Annotated in this window: 24 protein-coding genes; 6 read left to right on the forward strand and 18 right to left on the reverse strand. The window is 58.8% G+C overall.

All coding sequences use genetic code 11. From position 1 onward, the window contains the following. The first annotated feature begins 141 nt into the window (after positions 1-141). Positions 142-1,215: an ROK family transcriptional regulator gene (locus FHX09_RS00610; RefSeq protein ID WP_183718708.1), complete on the forward strand. Its 1,074-nt coding sequence runs from the start codon at positions 142-144 to the stop codon at positions 1,213-1,215. Positions 1,216-1,238: 23 nt separating this feature from the next. Here the strand turns inward: FHX09_RS00610 and FHX09_RS00615 are convergent, their stop codons facing one another. From FHX09_RS00615 to FHX09_RS00635, 5 genes are all read right to left on the reverse strand, one after another. Then, positions 1,239-2,411: an ROK family transcriptional regulator gene (locus tag FHX09_RS00615; protein ID WP_245505403.1), complete on the reverse strand. Its 1,173-nt coding sequence runs from the start codon at positions 2,409-2,411 to the stop codon at positions 1,239-1,241. Between the two features lie 158 nt (positions 2,412-2,569). After that, positions 2,570-5,593, reverse strand: a complete 3,024-nt coding sequence (locus FHX09_RS00620) for a glycoside hydrolase family 38 C-terminal domain-containing protein (protein ID WP_184449008.1) — start codon at positions 5,591-5,593, stop codon at positions 2,570-2,572. Positions 5,594-5,621: 28 nt separating this feature from the next. Beyond that, positions 5,622-6,464 (reverse strand): carbohydrate ABC transporter permease, encoded by an 843-nt coding sequence (locus tag FHX09_RS00625; protein ID WP_132588089.1) that lies wholly within the window; start codon positions 6,462-6,464, stop codon positions 5,622-5,624. Continuing rightward, positions 6,461-7,390 carry a sugar ABC transporter permease gene (locus tag FHX09_RS00630; RefSeq protein WP_183718781.1) on the reverse strand — a complete coding sequence of 310 codons (930 nt, stop codon included), beginning with the start codon at positions 7,388-7,390 and terminating at the stop codon, positions 6,461-6,463. Before FHX09_RS00630 ends, FHX09_RS00625 begins: the two co-directional genes overlap by 4 nt. A gap of 90 nt (positions 7,391-7,480) precedes the next feature. Further along, positions 7,481-8,767, reverse strand: a complete 1,287-nt coding sequence (locus tag FHX09_RS00635) for an extracellular solute-binding protein (protein WP_085990715.1) — start codon at positions 8,765-8,767, stop codon at positions 7,481-7,483. Between the two features lie 351 nt (positions 8,768-9,118). Between FHX09_RS00635 and FHX09_RS00640 the strand changes: the two genes are divergently transcribed. After that, positions 9,119-9,565 (forward strand): GNAT family N-acetyltransferase, encoded by a 447-nt coding sequence (locus FHX09_RS00640; RefSeq protein ID WP_184449010.1) that lies wholly within the window; start codon positions 9,119-9,121, stop codon positions 9,563-9,565. 44 nt (positions 9,566-9,609) lie between these two features. Here FHX09_RS00640 and FHX09_RS00645 read toward each other — a convergent pair whose 3' ends face one another. The 6 genes from FHX09_RS00645 to FHX09_RS00670 all read right to left on the reverse strand — a co-directional run bounded on the left by FHX09_RS00645 (position 9,610) and on the right by FHX09_RS00670 (position 14,372). Next, on the reverse strand, positions 9,610-9,861 hold the full coding sequence (locus FHX09_RS00645) for a hypothetical protein (RefSeq protein ID WP_007801476.1): 252 nt from the start codon (positions 9,859-9,861) through the stop codon (positions 9,610-9,612). A gap of 107 nt (positions 9,862-9,968) precedes the next feature. Then, positions 9,969-10,670, reverse strand: a complete 702-nt coding sequence (locus FHX09_RS00650) for a TfuA-like protein (protein ID WP_184449012.1) — start codon at positions 10,668-10,670, stop codon at positions 9,969-9,971. Further along, on the reverse strand, positions 10,667-11,818 hold the full coding sequence (locus FHX09_RS00655; protein ID WP_183718785.1) for a YcaO-like family protein: 1,152 nt from the start codon (positions 11,816-11,818) through the stop codon (positions 10,667-10,669). Before FHX09_RS00655 ends, FHX09_RS00650 begins: the two co-directional genes overlap by 4 nt. A gap of 35 nt (positions 11,819-11,853) precedes the next feature. Beyond that, a complete protein-coding gene (locus tag FHX09_RS00660) occupies positions 11,854-12,072 on the reverse strand; it encodes a hypothetical protein (protein WP_132588085.1) in 219 nt (72 codons plus the stop codon). A 20-nt stretch (positions 12,073-12,092) separates the two neighbouring features. Further along, positions 12,093-13,928, reverse strand: coding sequence for a peptide antibiotic resistance protein (locus tag FHX09_RS00665; protein WP_184449014.1), 1,836 nt, complete (start codon positions 13,926-13,928; stop codon positions 12,093-12,095). Positions 13,929-13,931: 3 nt separating this feature from the next. Beyond that, positions 13,932-14,372, reverse strand: a complete 441-nt coding sequence (locus FHX09_RS00670) for a helix-turn-helix transcriptional regulator (protein ID WP_132588083.1) — start codon at positions 14,370-14,372, stop codon at positions 13,932-13,934. A 485-nt stretch (positions 14,373-14,857) separates the two neighbouring features. On the opposite strand from FHX09_RS00670, the gene FHX09_RS00675 reads away from it, so the two are divergent. Further along, entirely contained in the window at positions 14,858-15,055 is a 198-nt protein-coding gene (locus FHX09_RS00675; protein WP_184449016.1) for a hypothetical protein, read from the forward strand. Positions 15,056-15,097: 42 nt separating this feature from the next. On the opposite strand, the gene FHX09_RS00680 is transcribed toward FHX09_RS00675, so the two are convergent. Continuing rightward, positions 15,098-15,859 carry a DUF4239 domain-containing protein gene (locus FHX09_RS00680; RefSeq protein ID WP_183718720.1) on the reverse strand — a complete coding sequence of 254 codons (762 nt, stop codon included), beginning with the start codon at positions 15,857-15,859 and terminating at the stop codon, positions 15,098-15,100. Here FHX09_RS00680 and FHX09_RS30255 point away from each other — a divergent pair. After that, a complete protein-coding gene (locus FHX09_RS30255) occupies positions 15,858-15,983 on the forward strand; it encodes a hypothetical protein (RefSeq protein ID WP_281412112.1) in 126 nt (41 codons plus the stop codon). The two genes, FHX09_RS00680 and FHX09_RS30255, sit on opposite strands and share 2 nt — an antisense overlap. Positions 15,984-16,107: 124 nt before the next feature. Here the strand turns inward: FHX09_RS30255 and FHX09_RS00685 are convergent, their stop codons facing one another. Next, entirely contained in the window at positions 16,108-16,407 is a 300-nt protein-coding gene (locus FHX09_RS00685; protein WP_132588080.1) for a hypothetical protein, read from the reverse strand. A gap of 544 nt (positions 16,408-16,951) precedes the next feature. On the opposite strand from FHX09_RS00685, the gene gltS reads away from it, so the two are divergent. Then, positions 16,952-18,157 carry a sodium/glutamate symporter gene (gene gltS, locus FHX09_RS00690; RefSeq protein WP_183718722.1) on the forward strand — a complete coding sequence of 402 codons (1,206 nt, stop codon included), beginning with the start codon at positions 16,952-16,954 and terminating at the stop codon, positions 18,155-18,157. A 57-nt stretch (positions 18,158-18,214) separates the two neighbouring features. Here the strand turns inward: gltS and FHX09_RS00695 are convergent, their stop codons facing one another. The 4 genes from FHX09_RS00695 to FHX09_RS00710 form a co-directional block, all read right to left on the reverse strand. Further along, complete coding sequence (locus FHX09_RS00695) at positions 18,215-19,231, reverse strand: helix-turn-helix domain-containing protein (protein ID WP_246699359.1); 1,017 nt, start codon at positions 19,229-19,231, stop codon at positions 18,215-18,217. A gap of 122 nt (positions 19,232-19,353) precedes the next feature. Continuing rightward, on the reverse strand, positions 19,354-19,617 hold the full coding sequence (locus tag FHX09_RS00700) for a hypothetical protein (protein ID WP_183718726.1): 264 nt from the start codon (positions 19,615-19,617) through the stop codon (positions 19,354-19,356). A 297-nt stretch (positions 19,618-19,914) separates the two neighbouring features. Beyond that, entirely contained in the window at positions 19,915-20,934 is a 1,020-nt protein-coding gene (locus tag FHX09_RS00705; RefSeq protein ID WP_245505395.1) for an AI-2E family transporter, read from the reverse strand. 189 nt (positions 20,935-21,123) lie between these two features. Continuing rightward, a complete protein-coding gene (locus tag FHX09_RS00710; RefSeq protein ID WP_007801503.1) occupies positions 21,124-21,621 on the reverse strand; it encodes a DUF1269 domain-containing protein in 498 nt (165 codons plus the stop codon). Positions 21,622-22,238: 617 nt separating this feature from the next. Here FHX09_RS00710 and FHX09_RS00715 point away from each other — a divergent pair. Next, the gene (locus tag FHX09_RS00715) at positions 22,239-22,595 is read left to right on the forward strand and encodes an alpha/beta hydrolase (protein ID WP_348649145.1); all 357 of its coding nucleotides are present in this window, start codon (positions 22,239-22,241) and stop codon (positions 22,593-22,595) included. 394 nt (positions 22,596-22,989) lie between these two features. Here the strand turns inward: FHX09_RS00715 and FHX09_RS00720 are convergent, their stop codons facing one another. Further along, complete coding sequence (locus FHX09_RS00720) at positions 22,990-23,247, reverse strand: glycine zipper domain-containing protein (protein WP_007801507.1); 258 nt, start codon at positions 23,245-23,247, stop codon at positions 22,990-22,992. Positions 23,248-23,450 lie beyond the last annotated feature (203 nt).

The following is a 23,450-nucleotide window of genomic DNA, read 5'->3' on the forward strand; positions in this document are numbered from 1 at the left end:
CGACCGCCTGAGTGCCGCTGGCGCCAAATTCCGGTCTACCAGGCGCCAGGTTCTTGATGCAGTTGGAAAATTGCGCGATAGGTTTGTCGGTTGCGCGTGATCTATCGCCAGCGTAGCTGCAGCTTATGGGATATCGCTTGCTTGAAAACACTTCGACGCCATTCGATCTCCGGCGTAGCCAGGCAGCGGTCCCGACACGATGATCGTCCCGGCATCAGTCCAGTCGATATTGCCGAGCACAATTCACGAACGACCCTGAGGTTGCTACGGCGCCGTGGTGCGCTGACACGTCAGGAGCTTTCCAGGGAGCTTGGCCTAACAGAACCGGCCATCACTGGAATTGTCCGCCGCCTTGGGCTGGCGGGACTCGTCACCGAACGCAAGCGCTCCACGACCGCACACTACACTGCCGCCGAATTCGGATTGCGTGCCGAAGCTCGCTACTCACTCGGCGTCCGTATCGGCAAGCTCAATGGTGATGTCGCCTTGGTGGATTTCGCGGGCGAGGTCGTTGGCCAGGAAGCTTTCGCGACGCGCGACGATCTTGTCGCCGCGGTCGCCGATCTTCGCCGAACCGCGGGTCCTTCCAAGCTTGTCGGATGCGGTATCGCAACGTCGCCCGACACTTTCTTGGCTCGCCAAGAGATAGAAACCGTTCTGGCCGGAGAGAGCGAGGCGCTTTTCTTCCTCGATGACACCGAGGCAGCAATCGAAGCCGAACGCGCGCTGGGTATCGGAGACCCCGAGGGCGGGATGGTCATGATCCTTACCGATTACACGGTTCGTGCAGGTCTCCTGATAGGGGGCAGGGTGTTCCGGGGCATCCATGGACGCGCCGGACAAATCGGCGAAATGCGCTCCGGGATCGACGGAGCCAGTCTGAACGATGTTGCAACGTTGCCGTCGCTGGAAGCTGGCTCAGCCGACGAGGACAGCTGGCTCGCGACCGCCGCCCGCCATCTGCACGAGGCAGTGCTCGCTGTTTCAGGCTTTATAGCGCCGGGTGCCATCCTCCTTGGCGGCGCCTTGCCCAATAACGTCTTGGATGCGGTGGTCGAGCGCATGTCGCAGGAACGCGACGACAAGATCCGCGACCTGGTCATTGCGCCATGGATCCAACAGATCAGACGCGCGACGTTTCCCTGGGCGGGTGTTGCGCTCGGTGCAGCCTTGCGCCCCCTGGACGCAATGGCGCTACCGGACACACGAGCTTAAGCCTCAACGACAGTCATGCCGTCTTACGCCGGTGCCAAGTTCGACGTCTGGGCCGGATGTCCGCCGAGCGGGTTGCGAACCCGTTGTGCCGGTTCGGCCGAGGGAAGTCCGAGCCGGTGCGCGAGCGGAATTGCGGCGGCGCCAAGTGCGGCCGCATCTTCTGATCCTGCCGCCCGGTGTAGCGACGGCGCCTGCGCACCGATGCGGGCAATTTCTTCGTGCACATAAAGGAGGAGTTCGTCGATCAGGCGAACCGGAAAACGGCCTCCTATAAGGACCCCCTCAGGGTCGACGATCATTCCTATGTTGACCACCGCTTGCGCAATCTTGACGCTCACCTTGCGCAACCATGCGCTTATGAGATTGCGGCCGGCCTCATCAAGCTCCAGGAGATCGGAGGGCGTCCTCGCCTTGATCCCATTTCGCTGTAAATAGTCAAGCAGGATGAAGAGCGAAAACATCTCGCCGAGCGGTTGGGTGCTGCCGGCATAGGGTCCCTCATCAAAGACAACAGGCAGCCAGCCGATTTCTCCCCCGATACCACTGGCCCCCTTGTGGCGAACACCGTCGATCACCAGGCTGCCGCCAAGGCAGGCATTCGCCAAAATGTAGAAGAAACTGTCGATTTCAGTGCCAAGGCCATATTCGATCTCGCCGAGCGCAGCAGCATTGGCATCATTGTCGATGAAGACGGGATGGTCGGAGAGTGCCTCCAAAGCGCCGCGTACGTCATAGCCATTCCAACGCCGATATTGCGCGGGAAATCCGATCACCGGCACCTCGCCAAGCCAGTCGGGGATGGCAAGACCAATGCCTGCGAGCCGGCTTTCCTGAATGATCTTGCGACGACGAAAGGACGAGAGCGCGTCGCCCACGAGCGCGACGAAGTCGTCTGGCAACAGAAAGCGACGCTCGTGGTGGATGCGCCCACGTACAGTGCCGACGGCGTCCACAGCAACGATCGTCAGATGGTCGCGATCGATGTTCGCGCCGATCGAGAAGACGCCGTCCGGATCGATCTCCAACTCAATGGCCGGCTGCCCCCTTAAACCGTGTCGCCGCCGCGCCTCCATAATCAGGCCTTCATCAAGCAGCCGCTCGACAATTCGCGTCACGGCCTGTTTGGTCAACCTGGACTGCTCGGCCAGTTCCGTGCGTGAGATCGGACCACCACGATGGATCGCGGAAAGGATCATGGCCCGGTTCGCGGCTGCAGCCTGCTCCGTGTTCGAGCCCGACACCAACACCTTCAATCTCCCTTCTGCATGGCCCAAGCCAGTCTCAAGCGACACTATGTGATCGGCTCCAACAGGAAAAGGGGCCATTGCCGGCCCCTTTCTCATCATCCCTTGATTCAAGCCTTTGAAATTCGCCAGCTTTTGACCTCAAAGGGTTTCAACCCGGTGGCGGGCGTTTCAGACATCGGCTCTTCCAGGATGCTGACCGCTCCCTGGTTGCGCCAGTTGGACGGGAGCTTCAGCTCAAATGCGCCGCGGCGCCCCGCCGGTTCGTAGACGCGCACGATCAGCCCGTCGCCTTCTTCCGCAGCCTTCACGGCCGAGAGTGCCGCATCGATCCCGGTTGCCCCGAGCGGCTGCCAGTTGCCGATCGCACGTCCTGCCACAGGCGCCGCCAAGAGCGGTTGGTTCAGGTCTTCGGCTTCCTCCCGGATCCCGCCGTCATACCACGTCCCTTCGTGCGGCATCAGCGCATAGGTGAAGGTCTGCACTCCTTCGTCGGCAAGCGGATCAGGATAGATCGGTGAGCGAAGAAGCGACAGACCAAGGACATTTCCCCGAACGCTATGCCCATATTTCGCGTCGTTCAGAATGGCGACGCCAAATCCCGGTTCCGACAGGTCTGCAAATCGGTGGGCGGGCGCCTCGAACATGGCGGCATCCCAAGACGTATTGGAGTGCGTCGGCCGTTCGACCACGCCATAGGCGCATTCGCATGTTGCCCGACCATTGCGAACGGCCACGCTCGTTTCGGTGCGCAAAAACGCGCGGCGATCGTGCCAATCGAGTTCGGTCTCGATATCGAGACGCCGCGCATTGGCGCCAAGCGACAACACTTGCGTGATGCGTGAATGCCGCCACGTTCTGACGATCCTGATCGCCACCCGGTGTGGCCCGTTCTCGATCACCTCGAGGCTATCGAGTGCGGTGATCTCTTCTGCGCGCTGGGCGTAGTCTTCCTCGACGTCCCAGGCATCCCAGTTGCGCGGTTTGTCTACCGGGTAGACGAAGAGGCGATTGCCACCACCCTCCAGCGCTTCGCGACCAGTCGCCTTGTGAACAAGGCTGGCGATCGAACCATTTTTGGCCAAGGTGACCTTCAGAACGGCATTTTCCAAATGCTCACGGCTGACGGAAAGGCCGGGCGCGGGCTGCAGCGCCTGGGGGGCGACGACAGCAATGCCGAGCGGCGCGATCATCGCCTCGCAGGAGACCGTTTTTCCGTCGGGAAGCGTCAGCCGCAGCGGGCGTGCGGACAGGGACGGATTGACAACGAGTACGTTGTCGCCGGTGCCGGCCGGCAATTGCCCGGCGATTGCTTCCATCGCCTTGGTCTGTGCCGTGTTCCCCGCGGCGATGACGGACTCGAGTTCGTTGGCGGCATCGACGTAGACTTCCGCGATGGACGAGCCAGGCAGGATATCATGGAATTCATTCTTCAAGACGACCCGCCACTCCGGCTCCATCGATCTGGGTTGGTCGGCTCCCATCAGATGCGCAAGTCCAAACAGCGTCTCGGCCGTAATGAGGCTGCGTTCAGCTTTGCGATGCAGTCGCTTTACGACGCTCTGGCTGGTCAGGGTCGCGCGGTGCAGTTCGAGGTAGATTTCGCCGCGCCAGGTTGCCAGATCCTTCTCCGTTGCGCGCTCATGCGCGCCTTTGAAGAAGTCGTGCACCTTCGTCCAGCGCGCCTTCGGTAAGGTGGGAAATGCCCGCAGTTGTTCTTCGCGCACGATCATCTCAGGCGTGACGCCGCCGCCGCCATCCCCATACCCCACCGCAAGCAGGGTCGTGTCGTGCTTGTCCTTGTCCTTGAAGTTCCGCCAGGTTGGCACAAAGCAATCCGGCCGCACGAAGCCATTATAGCCATGCATTGGGTTATCGAACGTATGGGTAAGAACCCGGCTGCCATCCAGGCCCTCCCACCAGAAGAGATCGGATGGGAATTTATTGGTCTCCGACCAATTGACCTTGATGGTGAAAAAGCTGTTCATTCCGCCCTGGCGTAACAGCTGGGGCAGGGCGCCGGAGAAGCCGAAGCAATCCGGTAGCCAGCAAACACTGTGGCGAACGCCGAATGTCTTTTCGAAATAGCGCTGCCCATAGAGAATCTGCCGGCTAAGGCTTTCACCGGTCGGCATGTTCGTATCAGGCTCGACCCACATGCCCCCCACTGTCTCCCACTGTCCCTCTCGGGCACGCTCGATAATCCGCGCCAAAAGTGTTGGATCGTCCTGCGCGATTTGCGCGTAGTAGTGAGCAGTCGACTGATTGAAGCGAAAATCGGAAGACTGTTCCATCAGAGAAAGCGCGGTATGGAAGGTACGGCGCATCTTCCGCCTCGTTTCGCCATAGGGCCACAGCCAGGCCAGATCGATATGCGCGTGTCCCGTCAGCGCGATCTCGCCCTGTGGCGGGAACCGTTCACGCAGTCTCTTCAGCCGCGCAAGCAGCGTCTCGTAGGCAAAAACCACGCTGGCGCGCTCGGCCTGATTGAGGCCCTCAGGTGACACTTCCAGCGGCGGCAATTGCCAGATCTTTTGCTGCATCGGGGAAGGGGCGGTGCGCGCCACGTAGGCTGTGGTTGCCGACGGCCATTCCAATCCACGCATCGTATCCTCGGCGATATCGAGCAAGTGCGGAACCACTTCATGCTGATCGAGAATATCCACTGCCTCGCAGATCTGGCGCAGAAGCAGCCAAAGCTTGTCGACTGCCGTATCCAGCCAGATCAGCGCTGCGCGCTCCAGCTTCGGACCGCGCACGGGCTCCCCGAACGGCAAGCGTGCCACCGTCTCCGATGCGATCTGGACATTCCGCGAAGGGAGGAGGAATTCCCGGTGATATGGATCGAGGCCAAGCCTCTTTTCGTTCCCTGCCTCATCGGTGATCGTGATCAGGCTTTCCCCGCCGAGATCGAGGAAAAGACGAGCATCTTCCAGCGGCCAATGGCCGGGCAGTTTGGCAGTCGCCGCAAAATGAACGGTACCGTCGCTGCGCGGCCATGGTGCGCCGATGGCAATCGGCTCTCCACCGAATGTCCAGCCGTCGATCTGGACGGTTTCACGCGAGCGCCAGTATTCGAGTTCCGCGGAACGGGCACGGATGCGTTCAAGGCGTTGGAGGAGCGTAAGCGTCATAATGATATCCTGCGATTTGAAACAAAGATCAGCCCTTGACGGCCCCTGCCGTCATCGCGCCGAGGATGAGCCGTTGAAGGGAAAGGAAGGCGACGATCGCCGGTACGACCGATACCAGGCAGGCCGCGGCCAGGAGTTGAATGGAAGAATCATTCTGCGTTCCGGCATATTGGAAAATCCCAACGCCGATCGGCATCAGAGATTCCTTGCTGATAAGCAGAAAGGGTACGAGGAACTGCGACCAGCCGGCAATCACGGTAATGATGAAGGCAGATGCAATGCCGGGAGTCGATAGCGGCAATATGATCCGCCAGAAAACCGCGAAATGGCTGCACCCATCGATGAACGCGGCCTCGTCGAGGCTGCGAGGAATGCCGTCGACGAAGCCCTTCAGGATCCAGGTTACCATCGGCACCGCAAGCGCAATATAGACCATTGCCGCGCCGAAATGGCTGTCTGTCAGACCGATGGCTGCCATGTAGCGATAAAGCGGCACCATGATGACGAGCGGCGAGATCATCTGGAAGGCGAGCAGGACCATCATCCATGGGCCCTTCCCGCGGAACGGAAAGCGCGAGAAGGCGTAAGCGGCCGGCAGTGCCACCACCAGGCAGCCGATGGCGCTTGATGTCGACAGGATCAAGGCATTCCAGAGGTATCCGGCAAACTTGTCGGAGGACAGAATGGTCGCGAAGTTATCGAGGGTAGGGGCTTTCGGAATGAACCGACTGACGCCGAGAAACACTTCCTTGCGCGTCCTGAGCGCCAATGAAAGAAGCCACAGCAATGGCCAGGCAAAGAACAGGAACGTAGCAGCCAGAAAAATGTAGCTGAATAGATCGCCGAGCCTATCTTCTCTCGAAGTTTTCATACCGGCTCTCCTCGTGGAAGGAAGCGCGCGTAAACAAGCGCCAGGCTGAGACTGATGACGAGCATCAGGATCGATAACACAGCGCCGGCCGCAAGGTCGTAGTTTCGAAACACGACATTGAACGTGTAGAGCGAAAGCACTTCGGTTGCTCGTCCCGGCCCGCCGCCCGTCAGCGAGATGATGGCGTCGAAGGTGTTCAGCGTCTGGATCGTGATGAGGATCATGTTGACCAGGATCGCGGTGCGCAGTTGCGGCAGGGTGATGTAGAACATGCGTTGCCGTGCATTGGCACCGTCCATCTCGGCAGCCTCGTAGAGCTCGGGATCGATCGCTTTGATGGCCGCATACATGACGACCATCGAGAAGGCCGTCCCGCGCCAGACATTGGAGATCACGACGGACCACATGACCATGGCGGGATCGGAGAGCCACTGTACCGGCGCAGCCCCCACCATCCGTAGCAGGCTGTTCAGGCCGCCGAAGGGCGCCTCGTTGAACAGCATCTTCCAGATAATGCCACCGGCAATGCCGGGCACGACCCATGCGACGAGCGCCGTGGTTCGCACGATGGTCGATCCAAACAGGCCCCGCTTCTCGCTGCGCACGACGACCTGAGCGATGAAGAACCCGAGCACCTGTTGCGCAACGACACTGGACGCGGTGAACACGAAGGTGACCCACAGTATCTGGACAAGTTCGGGTTTCGATAGGGTATGGATGATCGTCTGCAGCGTATATTGCTCATCGGTACCGACGAGCGAAATGTTCGTGAACGCAAAGCGGAACACGTCGAGCAGCGGATAGAGGTAGAAGACGCCCAGCACGAAAATGAGCGGAACAAGCCAGGGCAGGGGCGAAGGATTGCGCCGGCGCAAGGTACCTGCGCCAAGCCTTTGGGGGCGTTCGGCCGCGATGCTAGCATTCATCATCGATCAATCCGGTCCATTGTCCTTAAAGGATGCCGCCAGTTGGAGCCGGCGGCGCAAAGGAGGGACTCTGCGCCGCCGATCGATCCCTCAGCTCCGTTTGAAGGCGCTGAGAGAAGCACTGAAGGCCTCGTCAACAGCAGCCTCGGTCGCCTGGGTACCGGTCAGGACTTTGCCCATCATGATCTGGATCTGGTTCGAGATCTCCGGATAGACAGGCGCTCCAGGCCTTGCTTGGCCGACCTTCAAGGCTGCAGCGAATGTCTTGTTCGCGTCGCTCGAAAACACCTCGTACTTGTCGTAGAGGTCAGCACGTGTGGGAAGCTGCTCCTGCAGTGCGTTGGCCGGCCCCATGTAGACCTCGCGCGCGAGATCGGCGCAGACCTTGACCTTGGCGGGATCCTTGCTGAACGCGGCGACGGTCCAGCCACCAGTACCGGTCGAGCGCTGATCTGCCGTTGGTCCTGGAAGCGGCGAGAAGCTCCACTTCGCAAATTCGTCCGGATCAAGTGCCGTCTTCAATTGGGCATACTGCCAGTTGCCGCCGACGAAAAGCGCGGTCGTGCCAGCTGCCGCGGCCGCATTGAAGTCGTCGTAATTGCCGATTGTTGCTACGCGCTTCGGCGCTGCCCCGGACTCGACGAGGTCGCGGTAATAATTGACGGCCTTGATGAATTTCTCGCGATTTTCGCCCTCACCGAATATCGGCTTGCCCTCGTCGTCAACCAGTTTGCCGCCCTGCGCCCAAAAATTCGCAAGCCAGTCGAAGGTCGTTCCTTCATAGCGGCTGCCATTGAACAGAACACCTTCCATGCCTTGTTCGACAGACGACAATGCTGCCTTCTTCAGGTCATCCCAAGTCTGGGGAGCATCCGGAACGATTTCCTTGTTGCGATAAAGGACGCGCAGATCCGTCGACCACCACCATGCATAGATGTTGCCATCGGTGCCGGTTATGCCATCGCGGATAAATGGAAAGAGTTGCGCAATCTCATCCTTGCTGAAGTAGGGCGAGAAGGACTGCAGTACACCGGCCTTCTTGAAGAGTGGCAACACGAAGGAATCGACTGCGGCGCAATCGGGAGCCGAACCGGACTTCGCCTGCTCGAGCATGCGCGCCTGCTCCTGCCCGATGTCACCCGACATCATCTGCAGTTCGATTTGCCAATCGGGGCGCTTGGCAATGAAGTCGTTGAACAGTTTGCTATAGCCCTGAGCATAAGCCGGCTCGTTGTTGCGCGGGCCGTCCGTTGTCATGCGGAAAACCATCTTGTTTGGCGCATCGGGCTTGCCGACGATATCACCGGTGATGGTGTCTTGAGCGATGCTGAGCTGCGGCAGTGTGAAAATCGTGCTGGCAGCAAGCGCAAGCGTAATTGCCTTCTTCCTCACCCTATTTCCTCCCTGAACAGGATCCAGGCCGAGCTCGTTGCCTCCACACATCGAGCATCTCGGATCCGAAGATTAGATTAAGTCACTTTCTTTTGGTGTCAAGGTCGTGGGCGTCGTCCAGCGCGCTATAGCGCAAGGGTTTAAACTCTGGCGTGCATATGTCACTATACCAATCGAAAAGTGCTCGTAATTTCAATCTTTGCCTGCGCGCAGTGGGCGTGTCACGATGAAGTCACAACACGGCCCGCCGCGCCTGTGCTTTAACGTCACGGGGTGGAATGAACAGGAAGGCACCATGACGCGTGTTCACGCGCAGTTATGGTGACAGTGATGTGAATGCCGATCATTTATAGACGCATGACACGGGATGAGGCGCTGCAAAGCGCTGACATCATCGTTCAAGCCTACGCCAAGCCGCCTTGGCACGAAGAATGGTCCATTCAGAACGCCATTTCCCGCATCGACGAACTGACAACGACGCCCATGTGCCTAGCCGTGGCAGCGTTTGACGCACAAAGGCCCGTCGGCTTTGCCTTTGGCTTGCCGCACACGTCTGTGATGGGTCGCGGGATTCACGTCGCGGAAATCGCAATACGGCCACAGCACCAGCGCTCAGGAATCGGTTCGTGCCTATTGAAACGATTGGAGGAGGAGGCGCGCATCATGGGCTACGTGCACGTGTGGCTTGTCTCTCGCAGTACCGGCGGCGTTGCGGACTACTATAAGAGCAATGATTATCAGCAGTCTGAAAAGCTCTGTGTCTACTCCAAGAAACTGACATAGGCCGGCGCATGGCGCCGGCCTATCCCGCAGTCCCCTCAATAATGTCAGTTCAGGCAGATCGCCCCTTTAGACGCCAGCACGTCCGCCAAACCCTCATGCGGACCGTCGCCAATTTCACGCAGAACTTCATTCAGCGCCATCCCAAGACAGTGCATCGCCCCCACCAGGTCGACGTCTTCGGCCGCGTATTTTGCGTAAGCGATCATGCGCGCCAGTGCGACGAGTTCTTCCAAATCGTCGGAAGATCGCTCACTGCTACCCAGGTCGATCGGTCTGTTCGCCGATGCTGCACTCATTTTTGTTCTCCCTCGAACGGGGGAGAGAATATTCAGGATACGCGCAAAAGGCCCGTGAAAAACACGTGACACACTTTATTGTTGCATTTCATGTGCTGGCCGACAAATTACAGCTTTTCCGACAAAATAAAGGTCTCGTTGAACTGCCATGTAACTTCAGCAGGCACAGGGTGATCATCCGCAGCCCGAACGGCCTCGATCAGGGCGAGAGCGTCTGCTCGCTTCTGATCGACCTCGCTCGATCGAAGCAGCGACAGCAATTGCTGCCTGTCTGCCGCGGGAACATCGACATTTGCTACAATTGCTCGCCATGTCCGCATCTTGAAGAACAGATTTGCCGCAGCGGCTTCAAGCGCCATGCGAAGCCCTCGCGTCAAGACCTGATGACGCTCGAGCTCATCGAGAGTCGCCCTGACGTTGACCAGCGGTACTGTCAGCGCCTTGTATCCAAGTTCTTCCGGTCCATGCAGCAATGCAACATCCGAGTCGTCTACTGTCGCAGCTGTCGCATACTCGCTGTAGATGCGACCAATGCCGACCATACCGAAAACCCCGCATTCAACCGCCCGCAATGCGCCCATGCTTGCGGCGCCGAACACTCGAACGTGGCGCGAAAGCGCATAAAGGATTTCCTTGTGCCATACCGGCGCGATGTATTCGAAACCGCCATCGACGACGCCAATTACGCGGGCGCCCCTGCCTACAGCGGCCAAGACGTCGCCTTGAACGGCAGGCGGGCATATGGTGACCTCGTTCCCGACAAAGAGGGCGGCATCCGGCAGGCTTGGCCCGACAAAGACGACCTTCATGAGAACACCGCCTTGGCAACCGCGCGAGTGCCAAAACGACGCGCCCGCGCGCCTTCGGGATTTTCAAGATTCGGAGCAAATATTTTGACAACGTGAAAGGGAAGGCGCGGATCGCTGAGTGGCAGCGCGATGACGGATGTGATCTGTCGGTCACGTAACGCATCGAGGACCTCCGCGAGGTGCGATCTGACGCCATGCTGCTGCGAGGGTACGTTCCTGGTACGAGCGACCGGCATGGCATCGAGGGCGCGCAAGGTCTCTGCGGGCACAGGCCACTCAAACGCCTTTGGCGATAAGTCGTCGCGTGCGCCGCTGATATAGGTGACCCTGGATTGAACGGCCTCGGTCATTGCCCGTATGGCCGCCCGCAAAGGTGAAAGATGCGCGCCGCTGCCACCAGTCACTTCGACAAAGCGGATGTTTTCCTTGCCTCGCTTTGCAGGCCCGAGGATGGCGGTAAAGCAGGCAACAGCGATATCACTTGTCATGTCGAACAGGCGCACAGCGAGCCCTGCCGCCTCGATCTTTCGAACAAGTTCGTCCACCACCGGATCGCTGAAGCCCAGCGGATCGATACAGCGCTCAAGCCGATCCTCTTCGCTGCCGATCTGCCAAAGACAATAGGCATCGCGTTCAATACGCTCAAGCACCCCATGCAGGATTGCCTCCTCTTGCGTGTTGCCGGAGGCAAGACCATCAGAAGACATCCAGAAGCGGTTGCGTCGCGTCCTGTCCAAAAGCGCCGCCTCGAATGGGACATAAATCTCCCGATCCGTCAGCAGCTCCCTGCCGCGCGCCCAGTCGATTTGCTCGTCCGGCCGGATGTCCTCCTCCTGGTGGCCGATCAGGCAGGAGAGCGTATCGAAAGACAAGCCCGCCGCGTGAAGATCCTGAGCCGACGTACGCAACGTTGGAACGGCCGGCCTGTTGGCAACGACGCGCTCCAACGCTTCCATGACGGCCGAAGCCTTGGCATCGTCATCGGTCAAACCCTTGCCCTGAGCGATCGCGATCGACCGCCCATTTGGCACGTAAGCACACCACACCGGTATGCCGATGTTGTCCAGGCCCGTATGCCGGGCCACCCGCGTTATACCGAAATCCGCCAGCAAGGGCCCGGTGCGGGCAAGGGTTTCAGAGGGTGGGATCGTTCGATCGCAATAGGCAGCCAGCTCAATGACGGTCAGGGTGCGGGCTCGAAGTGACCGGAGAACGCCGCCTTCGCTGTAGAGACCGCAACCGCGAAGTCCACCTTTTTGACGACGGCGGCACCCGCCTTGCGCAGGTCCACGATCTTCGCCAGTTCACCGGTTGGCGCGAGTTCCTTGACGGTCCCCGCATCGAGGTCGGCAATCCAAAGTTTCGCATCCCCTGCAATGCCAAATACAACTGCCCTTGACATGATGCTTCCTTTCGTTGGTGTCAAAATCCAGCTTTTAAAAGCCCCTCTCTGTAGAGATCCTTCTGCCACTGCTCCTTCATGGGAACGAGGGAGAGCCATTTTTCCACATCGAAGACCGGGTTCAGCGTTTCCGCACGTTGCCGATAGAACTGTGCCCGCCTGCGGTCACCGATCATTGCACAACTCGCAGCCGCAATGCGGTAAGCCGGCGCCTTGTCCTTCATGGCTTCAACATAGGCAATGGCGTCGTTGTACTGCTCGAGGAAGTAGCTTGCGCCTGCGGCACACCAAAGATAGCTGTCCGGCGAGATAGGATTGAGTGACATCGCCTTCTGGATCTTTGCCAGCGCGTCCCTGGGACGTGAGGCATGCACCAGTGTGTCGGCGTGGCTGTAGATCACGTCGGCGAAATGCGGGCTCAATTCCTCCGCGTGACTGAGCGCCGCCACGCTCTGATCGACGTCGCCGAGATAGAGTTTTGTCACGCCGAGTTCGCGGTGGCCGCCGGCGAAAACCTCGTCCCGCTCGATTGCCTTCAATGCGTTCTGCTCAGCAAGACCCAACAATTCCGCATTGCCTTGAGCGGTCACCAGCCATTCGCTGGTATAGGTCCGTGCCAGGCCGGTAAACGCGGGCGAAAAATCGTGATTGTATTTCAACGCCTCCTTGAAGGCGGCTCTCGCCCTGCGAATGTGCGGCAGGGTCAGCTTGCCCATCAGGCTCGCACCCACAAGATAGGAATGATAAGCTTGCGGGTTGGCCTCCAGGCTGAGCCGGGCTTTCTCCCTCCTGGCAAGCTCATCCACGACAGAGGATGAGAGGTTTAGAGCAATGAGCCGCCGCTGGGTCGGCAGTGTTGCCGCGGTCATGGGAAAGCGCGTCGCCCAGATGATTTCGTCGGTCGGGAAGTAGACGAGCTGTGCGTATAGGCCTTCGCCTGAAAGTCTCGTGTCGAGAAGATAGGAGATCGAGTGGCGGGCAATAGCGGCCGCTTTGTCAGAGTCCCGCCGGATTTGCTCTGCGGTGTGCGGCGCAACGATGGAAACGTTCCTAAGAGCACATAGCTCGATCGTGACATCCTCTATCAGCGCGGCGGCAAGCGACAGCCCCACAACACCGCTCTGTGAGGTTGGAGGAAGCAAGACCAGTCGCGGCAGGGTCGAAGCAGGCCGCTCTTCCGGCTCGCGGCGGTTTGCGCTCCGTGCCTGCGCCGGGACCACATGGTTGGCTGTCTCGCCTTCGCTGACAAGCAGTACGCCCGGGCCGGCAACGCCCGGCAGCCCGCGGAGCATCGCCCGAACCGGCTCATCAGTCGGATCCTGCTCGAGAAGCAGCAGGGCTGCGCCGGACACGGTTCGGTAGTCATCTGCACACAGTGCAGATTTCGCAGCCTCGATGAGTATCTGGCGCAACTTGACCCTATGGCTTCGCTGCTCCCGTGCGATCCAGTTGTCGATCGCCTTGCTTGCTGATCGGACATTGCCTGCGAAATCGCGCTGAAGCAGATCGCTGCACGCTTTCAGCCCCTTCATCGCCGGCCCCGGCTTATCCAGTATCTGCATATCGACGGTGAGGCGGTGCGCGCGCAGCGCCACCGACGTCGCGGTGATTTGCAGCGGCGCGGTGTCGCTGTCATCGATCTGGCGAATGCGGGAAATCAGCTTTCGCAGATTGAGGCCGGCCTGATCAGGCTCGGCATCCGACCAGAGAAACGCCGCTACCTCCTGGCGAGTGAGCGCGCGGCCCTTGCATGTGAAGAGATACGCCATCGTCAACAGCGCTTTGGCGGGATATCCCACGGCATTGCCGGCCTCGTCCGTCAGACGCAGTTCGCCAAATGTTTGGAGATGCAGCACCCGTTATCCTCGTGTTTCGTCCGCATGCTCCCAGCCATACTCATCCGCGACCGACTGCGTGGAGCCGAGGCTCCGTGCAAGTGCAAGCAGCTTTCGACGAATATTCGGATCTTCGATCGCAACGAAGGCCCGTGTCAGCGCCAGTCCCTCTTTTGAAGCGATGAAATGCGCGACTTCATCGGTATCCGCGCTCAAACGCAGGCCGGCGGCCTGCGACTTCTCCTCGTCGAAAAAGAACCCAACGGGCACGCCAAGGACCTCCGCAATCCGCTGCAGGCGGCTGGCTCCTATGCGGTTGACACCTTTTTCGTACTTTTGGAGTTGTTGGAACGTAATGCCCAGCGATTCCGACAGGCTAACCTGGCTCATGCCAAGTAGCTTTCGCCTTAACCTGACACGCTCACCCACATAGGCATCAATAGCGTTTGGAGTCTTGGCCTTCATGGCACCCCCCGTTTCCTCGTGTCAGACTGGCATTATGATGATGTTTGGACAAAATACAACCAAGAGTAAATTTTTTCAAGAAACTAATCGCAGGTTCACAACATTTTTGCTGCCGCATGGCGAATTTGCCTCTGCGCGAAAATGTAAGCCAAGACTGAGAGGTTGAAGCTGCAAATATCGCCTTTATCATATTACCGACTTTGGGAGGTATATATTTTATCTGTTCTATTAATGGTAGTGTCACGTCAATTTCACAAGCCATTCCCAATTTCTGTGACTATCTTCGAGGCACGGTTAAGTTGAAGCGTTAGACCTTAGCTCCCGCGCAGGAGACTATGGGCCGCAATGCCTTTTCGCTGAACTGATCGATGGTTGGGGTGTCATTCGACAGCATCTCGGTTGTCACGAATAGGTGCGCTGCTTAACCAACATCAGCATTCAACGCACATCAAGAGCGTGTGCCGCATCGACCGGAGACAAGGGCCATGGAATTACGTCCCATCATCATCAATCACGCCGACAGTCTTTCTGCCTGCCGGGAAAAGATTGAAGAAGCCGTATACCTGATCATCCAGGGGGAAAAACTCGTCGGCTTTTCGTCGACCGAAATCGCCATGGCGATCGCGGATATTGCGGACGACTATATTCTTGCTGCCTTGAGGAAGCGCACGGCGACGCACTGATCGATGCGTACGCCGCGGCCAGCTCCTCAAGGGCTGCTGCGATTAACCGCGCCCCATACGGGACAGAGCGATACGCAGAGGCTCATCTGACACGTAGATCAGACCGCCGTAAGGGTGAGCCATGTCGATGACGATGAAGATCGCACCTCCGACGGATATCGCACAGACGAGAACGATCGTTATGACCGTGCCATTGTAAGGCGACAGAAGGCCGAACGTGAGAAAAATCACGATCAGCCAGAATGTCAGCACGACCAGGAAGGCTGCCGGCAGCCCTTCGCTCCCCGTTTCCAGAACGAGCCAATGCGCCTCGGCAATGGCGCCGCTGACGTCGAGCGCGCGTGTCTTGAGCAGGCGGTGTATGTCGTCTTCGGGTGTCAACGCCCTCAATATCGTCTGGATAGGTTCGACGCCGAGATCATCCGGTGTTCCCACCGAAATGGGCACGCCAGCAATACCTCCCCAGCTCTGCTCAATGCGAGCCCCGACGAGATTGGCAAGCCTCCCGCGCGCCTCTGCCGTTTCAGCGCCATACTGCGCCAATACGCGGTCAAGGAGAACGAGGCGAGCGGCCGATGTCTTCAATTCTGTTTCCGCATCGTCGAAGGCGGTCTTGGCGGATGCAACCAGAAAGCCGAGCGCAAGTGCTGAAAGGGTGCCGACAACGGCGGTAGCGAGCTTGATCGCTTCCTTGGAGTCTGTGGACAGGTGATGGCCAGGCAGACGACGGCTAACACGCGTGCCAACTAAGGCCGCGCATGCCAACAGCAGTGCGATAATGCATCCGGTTTCAAGGGCTGTCATGATCGAGGTCGCCTGTTTCGGCGCCATCGAACTGAAAGGATCGGATTTCGTCAAGCGCGCTCTTCGCTATTTGCCTCACCCGGCGGCGATTGCTGCACAAACTCGCTTTGTCTACGCGTCCTGACACTGCTGCTGGCAGCGGTGCATCCTTCATAAATCGTGCAGGCCGAGGGCTTTGAGGGGGCAAGCCAGCGTTCGACAAAATGCGGGAGCCTCTCCAGAGAGGAGGCTCCCGCTCTACAATATGCTTATTGCTGCGTGGTGCCGCCCGTTGAAGGATTGGCCGGGGCTGGCGTTGCCGGCTCGCTGGACGGTGCAGCCGGCGCCACCGGCGGCTTCATCGGCTGAGATTCAGTCGTCGAAGCGGTCGGATTCGGGTCTGTGTCAGACCGGCCGAACCATTCCGTGATCGCAAACGCCGCAACGAGTATCACTGCGATCGCAGCAACCCATCCGATCCAGGTGCTCGAGCGGCCGCGTGGGGGCGCTGTGCGCAGGTCGGGATCGGTACTGGGGTTGCGGACGGGATCATTGGGGTCGTACGTCATGTCGTTCTCCTCTCTGTGCAGCAAGCAAAATGAATTGCGTCCAAATTTGTTCCCGACGTGCGGGCAGGTGCCCCTGAGAGGTCGACCGCTCAGCACCGCCCACCACGCAAAATCACTGCGGCTCTTGACCGGGGTAGTTTCTGTGCTCATGCGACTTTCTTTCAGACATTCTTCAGGATCTGCGGGCAGAGTGCACCAGCGCGTTGAGCTGTGCGTTCGCGCTACCTCATCCGACTGGAGCGATCGAAAGCCCGCAAGCAACCCGTCATCCGCGGAAAACCCCCTTCTGGACCAGGGCCGACGTTGGCTGCGTCATCGACACCTGCCAATTGCATACTCCCTGTGATCGATGCGTCAAAAGACTGGCCGGGCCCGCCGGTCAAAATCCGCCTGGGGGTTTAAACCGCAGCCGCATGACGGGCTGGTGGAAGGTCACATGTGACAAGCGCAAGCCGTTTGCACTGGCTCAACCGCATGTCGTGTGTCAAAGTGACGACTACAACCGCAAACGTGGCAAGGGTCGCGGCGTCAGTAGGGGTGACATATGTCGGTGATACAGGTCCCGGGACTACTATCCTTTACCATCGCAATTCTCGTATTCTTCGCTGGCGCCAACCTCAACCGTTTAATCCCAATCCTTATCCACTGGAGCATTCCGGAAGCGGTCACTGGGGGCCTTCTGGCGGCACTTTCGACGCTCATCGCCTATGAGTTCTTTGGCGTCGAGATCAGTTTCACCCTGGCCGCGCGGGACATGCTGCTTCTCTACTTCTTCACGGGTGTCGGGCTGAATGCCAGACTGTCCGATCTGGCGGCAGGCGGAAAGCCCTTCCTCATCCTTCTCGGCATAACGCTGGTCTTCCTCGTCATCCAGAATCTTGTGGCCATTGGCACCAGCAACATCCTTGGTCTTGCGCCAGGCACTGCAATATTGCTCGGATCGACGTCGCTGATCGGCGGACATGGTACGACCATTGCCTGGGCTCCGATCATAACCAACCGTTTCGGTCTTACGAACGCGCTCGAGGTTGGCATTGCAAGCGCAACACTTGGCCTCGTCATCGCCAGCCTGATCGGGGGGCCGATCGCACAGTTTCTGATTAAACGCCATCGCTTGAGCGCTCGCGCAAACGAGGAGCTGACGATAGGTGTGTCACGCGCAGCAACAAGCAGCCATCACGATGACGTCAGTTACGTCAGTCTGTTGCGAACCCTGCTTGTAACCAATCTTGCTATCCTCATCGGCTATGCCTTGCATGAGATCATCGTAGACGCCGGCATCAATCTTCCGCTGTTCGTCGTCTGCCTGCTGGTCGCAATCGTGATGACGAATACGGTCCCGTTCGTGGCGGCGAACCTGCCTTGGCCGACGCGCACACGCGCGCTCTCGCTCATATCCGATCTCTCGTTGAACGTGTTTCTAGCCATGTCGTTGATGAGCATGCAGTTGTGGGGCCTGAGTGGGCTTGGTCTCGCGCTCGTCATAGTGCTCGCGATCCAGACGATCGTCGCCGTAGCCTACATCCTGTTCGTCGTGTTCCCGGCAATGGGGCGCAGCTATGAAGCCGCCGTGATTTCTGCCGGTTTTTGCGGCGTCTCGCTCGGCGCTACGCCCACAGCGATCGCCAATATGACCGCCGTAACCAAAATCCATGGTGCGGCAACGATCGCATTCATCATCCTGCCGCTCGTTTCGGCGTTCTTTATCGATCTGGCGAACGCAGCGGTTCTTGGCTTTCTTGTTCGGTGAGATTGCGCTCTTGTTGGTCGCAAATTGGCCTGATGGATCGCTTCCTGGGCCTTTAGCTTACCCTTGCAGTCTTCTGAGAAGCACGCCAAGTCGCTCTTCCGATGGGCAATCCTCAAGGTCCGAGCGAGCTGGGATGCCACCGCCTCCTCGGTTCCTCACCTCGCTCGGGCTGTAGCCGAATGCTCGCTTGAACGCACGGCCAAATTCTGCGCCGTCGCTGAACCCCCGCTCTTCGGCGATCTGGAATATGAGGCGCCGATCATTGGGGTCTGTCAACGCGGCGTAGGCACTGAGCAGTCGACGGTGCTGAATGTAGTGCATTACCCCACCGAAGGGCTCGAACAGGTTGTAGAGCCGCGTGCGCGAGATGCCGAGCTCCCGCCGCACCAACTCACTCCCGAGTTTGGGGTCGAGCAACCGGCTGTGCACCAGTTGGCGTGCCCTTTCGAGGAGCACGTTGGCAATCGGTCCTTCGGCCGCCTCGATATGGTCCGCAGATGGCTGCACGCAGGCAAGGATCATAGCGCGTGTGGCTGCCGCTAGCCCGGGCAGATCGGCTTGAACGAGCATCGGCAGGCGATTGGCGACGTCAACCAGATAATCCGAAAACAGCCGCCCCATGCCTGTCCCGAGCGTCGAAAACTCCGCCGAGCCGAGTGTGGCCGATGTCTCGAGGGAAAGATCACGCGGCACGAACAGCATGAGCATCTCGCTCCTATCTACGACGCCGGCGAAGGAGCGGCCGAGTGAGTGGATCTGAACCTCACCCGGGCCCGCGGTGAACGCGGCTTTTACGGCATCCGTGCGGGTCCGTCCGGACAACAGGATCGTCATCGTCCAGTGATCGACCGGATCGCGCCGAACATGTCCCGGCAGGCTCGAAAATGCGAGGCGGTCCGTACTGATTTCGGCAAGGACAAGACTGCCAAGATCCCAAAGCTTTTGCCGACCGCTGAAATTTGCGGTCATGGGGTCGATATCAGAAAGTTCGAGCATGGGCGCGAAACTGTTGTGCCATGTCGCAAACTGATCCGCTCGCGGCAGGCCCGCGGTCGAAAATTCAAAGGAAGGCAAGGACGATGCCCTCCCGTCTACTGAGATTGCCTCAACGGCCCCGCAATCCAGGCCCGCGAAGCCCTCGCGGTCCGGCACGAGCTCGGGTAACCTGGCATGGTTCGTGACGCCTTCGATCATCTTCACATCATCTGTTTTTTGGCCGCAGGCAAGGCGGTGCAGTAATGTGTGGCTCGCCCAGCAGACATCGTGCGGCCGTGATTGCCGCCGATCATGCCCAACATAGTGCGAAAGCGTTCCCGGCAGGCAGTGCCGTCGGATGTCGCGGAACTGTGGGCAATGCCACCGCTCGAAATGGAAAGGATCCTTTGGAGCGTGATGCCGTGCGCCGGGTATGCCGCGATGGAAAGGCTGCTTGAGTCGACAGAAAAAAATGTGCAGTTCATTCGTACTTTCCTCTTGGGCCCAGGAGCGAGGCAGCGTGACGTCTGAATGATGCAAGCGAACTGATTTCTGCGGTTCAGGGGGACAACCGTTCGCACGGCCGATGCGGAATCTCCAGCGCTTGTTCCGGTATATTTCGGCAAGCTGCCTGGGGCACTCGTTGTTCCTCCCCGTCGCAATTTAGCCCTTTCGACCTCTTTCCTCAACCGTCAGATGCACGATCCGTGAACGAGGTCGCTATACGGTGGTCTTATGTGGTCGTTCTGTACCCTACATCGTCCTTGGCTGCTGAGCCTGCTTCACGACCCGCGATCGGCGTCAGCCTTGGAACTGCCCGAGAGCAGCGTTGCAATCCACATTCCAGACGGCGTACCGGCGCAATACACAATGAACGCGATAAGGATGGGCACACCGATGAAGGCACCCGAAATGCCCCACATGAAGCTCCAGAAAAACACCGAAAAAATTACGGAAAATGGGGATATTGCCAGCGACGCCCCGGTCAATCGTGGCTCCAGATAGCTGCCGATGATGAACTGGATAAAGTTGAGGCTGGCGAAAATGACGACCGCCGTCTGCCATGCTTCGAATTGGGCGATGGCAAACAGCGTCGGAAGCGCGGTCGCGACAAAGGGCCCGAGAAAAGGGATGTAGTTGAGCGCGAATGCGATCGCTCCCCAGGCTGGCGCAAGTTCTAGCCCCGCACCCAGCGCAAACAGCCAGACCACCAACCCAGTGAGGATACTCGCGAAGGTGCGAACGATCATGAAGCGGCGCAATTTTGCGCCAAGCACTCGATTGGCCGCCAAGATGCGCATTCCGTAAGGTTGTGCTGCGGGGGCGACGAGACGCGCATTGAAGTCTTCCACTTCGAGCAGGCCCAGCATGATGAAGATGAAGACCAGAGCCGCGAAACCGGCAAAGCTGTTTAACCGCCCAGCCATCCCCTGGACAAAACCGACCAGCCAGGCAACATCGAAGCGGTCGGCCAAGGGACCCGCGACAGCCAGGCCGTGCTCTTCCAGCCAGTTTGTCCAGTCAAGATAGACAGCCTGGAAACGGTCGGCATTGACGAAGAGCCATTGCGCGAGCTTACCAAACCCCCAGGCAACCGATGATCCGATGACGACAATGGCGACCATGGTGACGCTCAGCGTGATCAGGAGCGCAAGAAGCTTTGGAAGAAAGCGCTGCAACGCGGCCTGACACGGCCAGACGAGCGCGATGACAAACAAGGAAAAGATGAGCGGTGCGAAGATCGATTGCGCGACATAAAGCAAAGCAAGCACAAGGATACCGGTTGCAACTGAACCGATCATGCGATTGCCGCCCGCTTCCTGCATACTTGCCCCTGGAATGTTGTCCTATCTTCCGGCCTCCGTCAGAACTGACGGGGAGTGGCATCGCGTGAGAATTCCCCAGGCCGGGGCCCATCGTTTTGGCGCGCACCAGCCTGCCTTCTGGCCAAATGCGCGCACTGCCCGACATGCTTGATCATTGTAAACAAACTAGCTGGCAGCGGCCGCCTTTTGCAATGCGTCGCGCAAGACCTGCTCTTTTGTTTCATCGAGGGAGGTCTTGAGCACGACGCCGCCAAAGGCTGATATCTCCTTCAAGACCTTGTCCGCTGTCATCTCCTGGATCAGCACGAACAAGGCGGCCTTGCCTGGATCAAGATTGGCGGCGAGCTCCTTCATGAAAGCATCGTTGATACCAACGTCGGTCAGAGCGCCGCCGATGGCGCCGGATGCCGTGCCCACCGCCACACCCAGAAGCGGATTGAGAAATAGAACACCGATCAGCAAACCCCAAAAGCTGCCCGATGCTGCGCCGGCAACCGTGGTGTTGACCAGCTGATTGAGTTTGATCTTGCCGCTGTCGTTCTTCGTCGCGATGACGGCATCTCCGACCTTGATCAGGTATTCCTTCTGCATCTCGAACAAGCGCTGACGCACTTCCTCGGCTTTGGCTTCACTCGGATAAACAATTGCAATCAAAGTAGACATGATCAATTCTCCTTTACTGGATGTGCTTGCACCAAATCGGAAACGCCGGTCATTCCCCCAATGCTTCACCGACACGACCACTTCCCACCATGCGCGGGAAGTTGAAAAACGTGACATGGAGTCAATGGGATAAACGCATCTTTTACGATCGCACGCGGCACTTCGCGTGCTTGATGCAGCCAAGCTTATCGATGACAAAAAATGCAACCCGGCTGAAACGGTATCGCCAAGATGTCGTGGCCGCGAAAAAATGCCCCTTTCATTCGTCGATCCATTTGTCTCGGTGGTCAGCGCGAAAGGTAGAAGTCCTGAGTAAGAACTCAAGTGATGATGCTCCCCTAAATGCCCTGCTCAGCTTGCGCAGTCCTCCAGAACCCGAGGACGCGGTACTCCGCTGCGAACTATAGAGCGGTTCAAGAAGCGAAGTGATCAGCATAAAATCCCGCAACCATGCCCGCAGTCCAGATTTGGCAGTCTCTCGTGGAAGGGAACCCGATTTGTGCGCGATTGAAACGCCGTCGGTTTGTCACCTGAACGACACGCAACTCTGTTTTGAGCAAGGACACCCGGAATTCAACTACCGCGCTCGGGCGCAGACCAACGCAAAGAGAATAATCGTGGTCGGCCATTCGATGGGCGCCTTCGTCGTCACCGAAGCCTTACGCGATCTGGCCCTGAGGGGACACACCAGCAGCCTGAAGCGTTTGGGTGGCGTCGTTCTTGCCGCACCTGATATCGACGTCGACGTCTTCCTGAGCCAGCTTGACGACATTGGCGATATCCCGCGACCGTTCACAATCATTGTTTCGCAGCGCGACCGCGCGCTTAGGTTTTCCGGCGACTGGCGGGCGGCCACCCACGTGTCGGCAACGGCTCCGAGGTCGCTATCCTTCAGAAGAGAGAGATCGCGGTCATCGATGTCTCCAATATCGATGGCGGTCGCCACAACGTCTTTGCGAGCTCACCGACACTGATGGAGATCGTCAACAACGATGCCCTGATGCGCAGCGTTGTTAGAGAGGACCAGGGGCCGGTCGGCCAGACAATGCTCGCTAACAGCGCATCGGTGGTAGAGGGTGCCACATCCCTGGGGATCTTTCTCCCAAGCCGTGTACTGAGTGGGCTCGCGCAGGCCTCCGCAGAACAATCGCGGAGATACGGGAGGGCAAGCGACTAAGACTGGATTTCGCCTTATCGACGGCGCGCATTTGCTGGCGATCAGGCTGACAGAAGCCGTATCGGGGCTAGAGCGCAAGAAGTTTGCCCGTTGCTGCTTTAGAAACAACACACCAAGCCCGCCTGGCAATGTGCTGGTGCTTAGCCCGCTGGCGCGAATTGGCCCGACGGCGGTTGCATGTTCGTCACCCGTCAGCGCGGGCAGGCGGCGATGTAGCGCCGACCGTTGCGATCCTGGAACTCGCATTGTCCCGGACGACCGGCCACGTTACCGATCACAGCACCGGAGGCTCCCCCGATCGCAGCGCCAACGGCGGCGCCACGCACGTTATTCGTCACGGCGCCACCAACCACCGCACCTGTTGCGGCACCTATACCGGCACCCTGCTGTGTCGGCGTGCAACTTGCAAGCGCCAGACCCGCCAGCGAACACATCAGCAATCTCTTCATCACTCGCCCCTTTGTGAGGTTCATCTAGCACCGAAGATCGCGGCATCAGCCTAAATGCGTCATTCGGACTATAGTGTCGCGCAAGAGCGTCTGTGATCGGCACAGAATCCCAAAACCAAGCTTTGGGTTCAAATCTCTTGGACAATCAGCGCTAAACCAGTCTGCCGCCAGCATGAACCTGCTTTTACGAGCGAAGCTCAGGC

Origin of the sequence: Rhizobium sp. BK538 (assembly GCF_014197575.1) — a bacterium.
GTDB lineage: Bacteria > Pseudomonadota > Alphaproteobacteria > Rhizobiales > Rhizobiaceae > Rhizobium.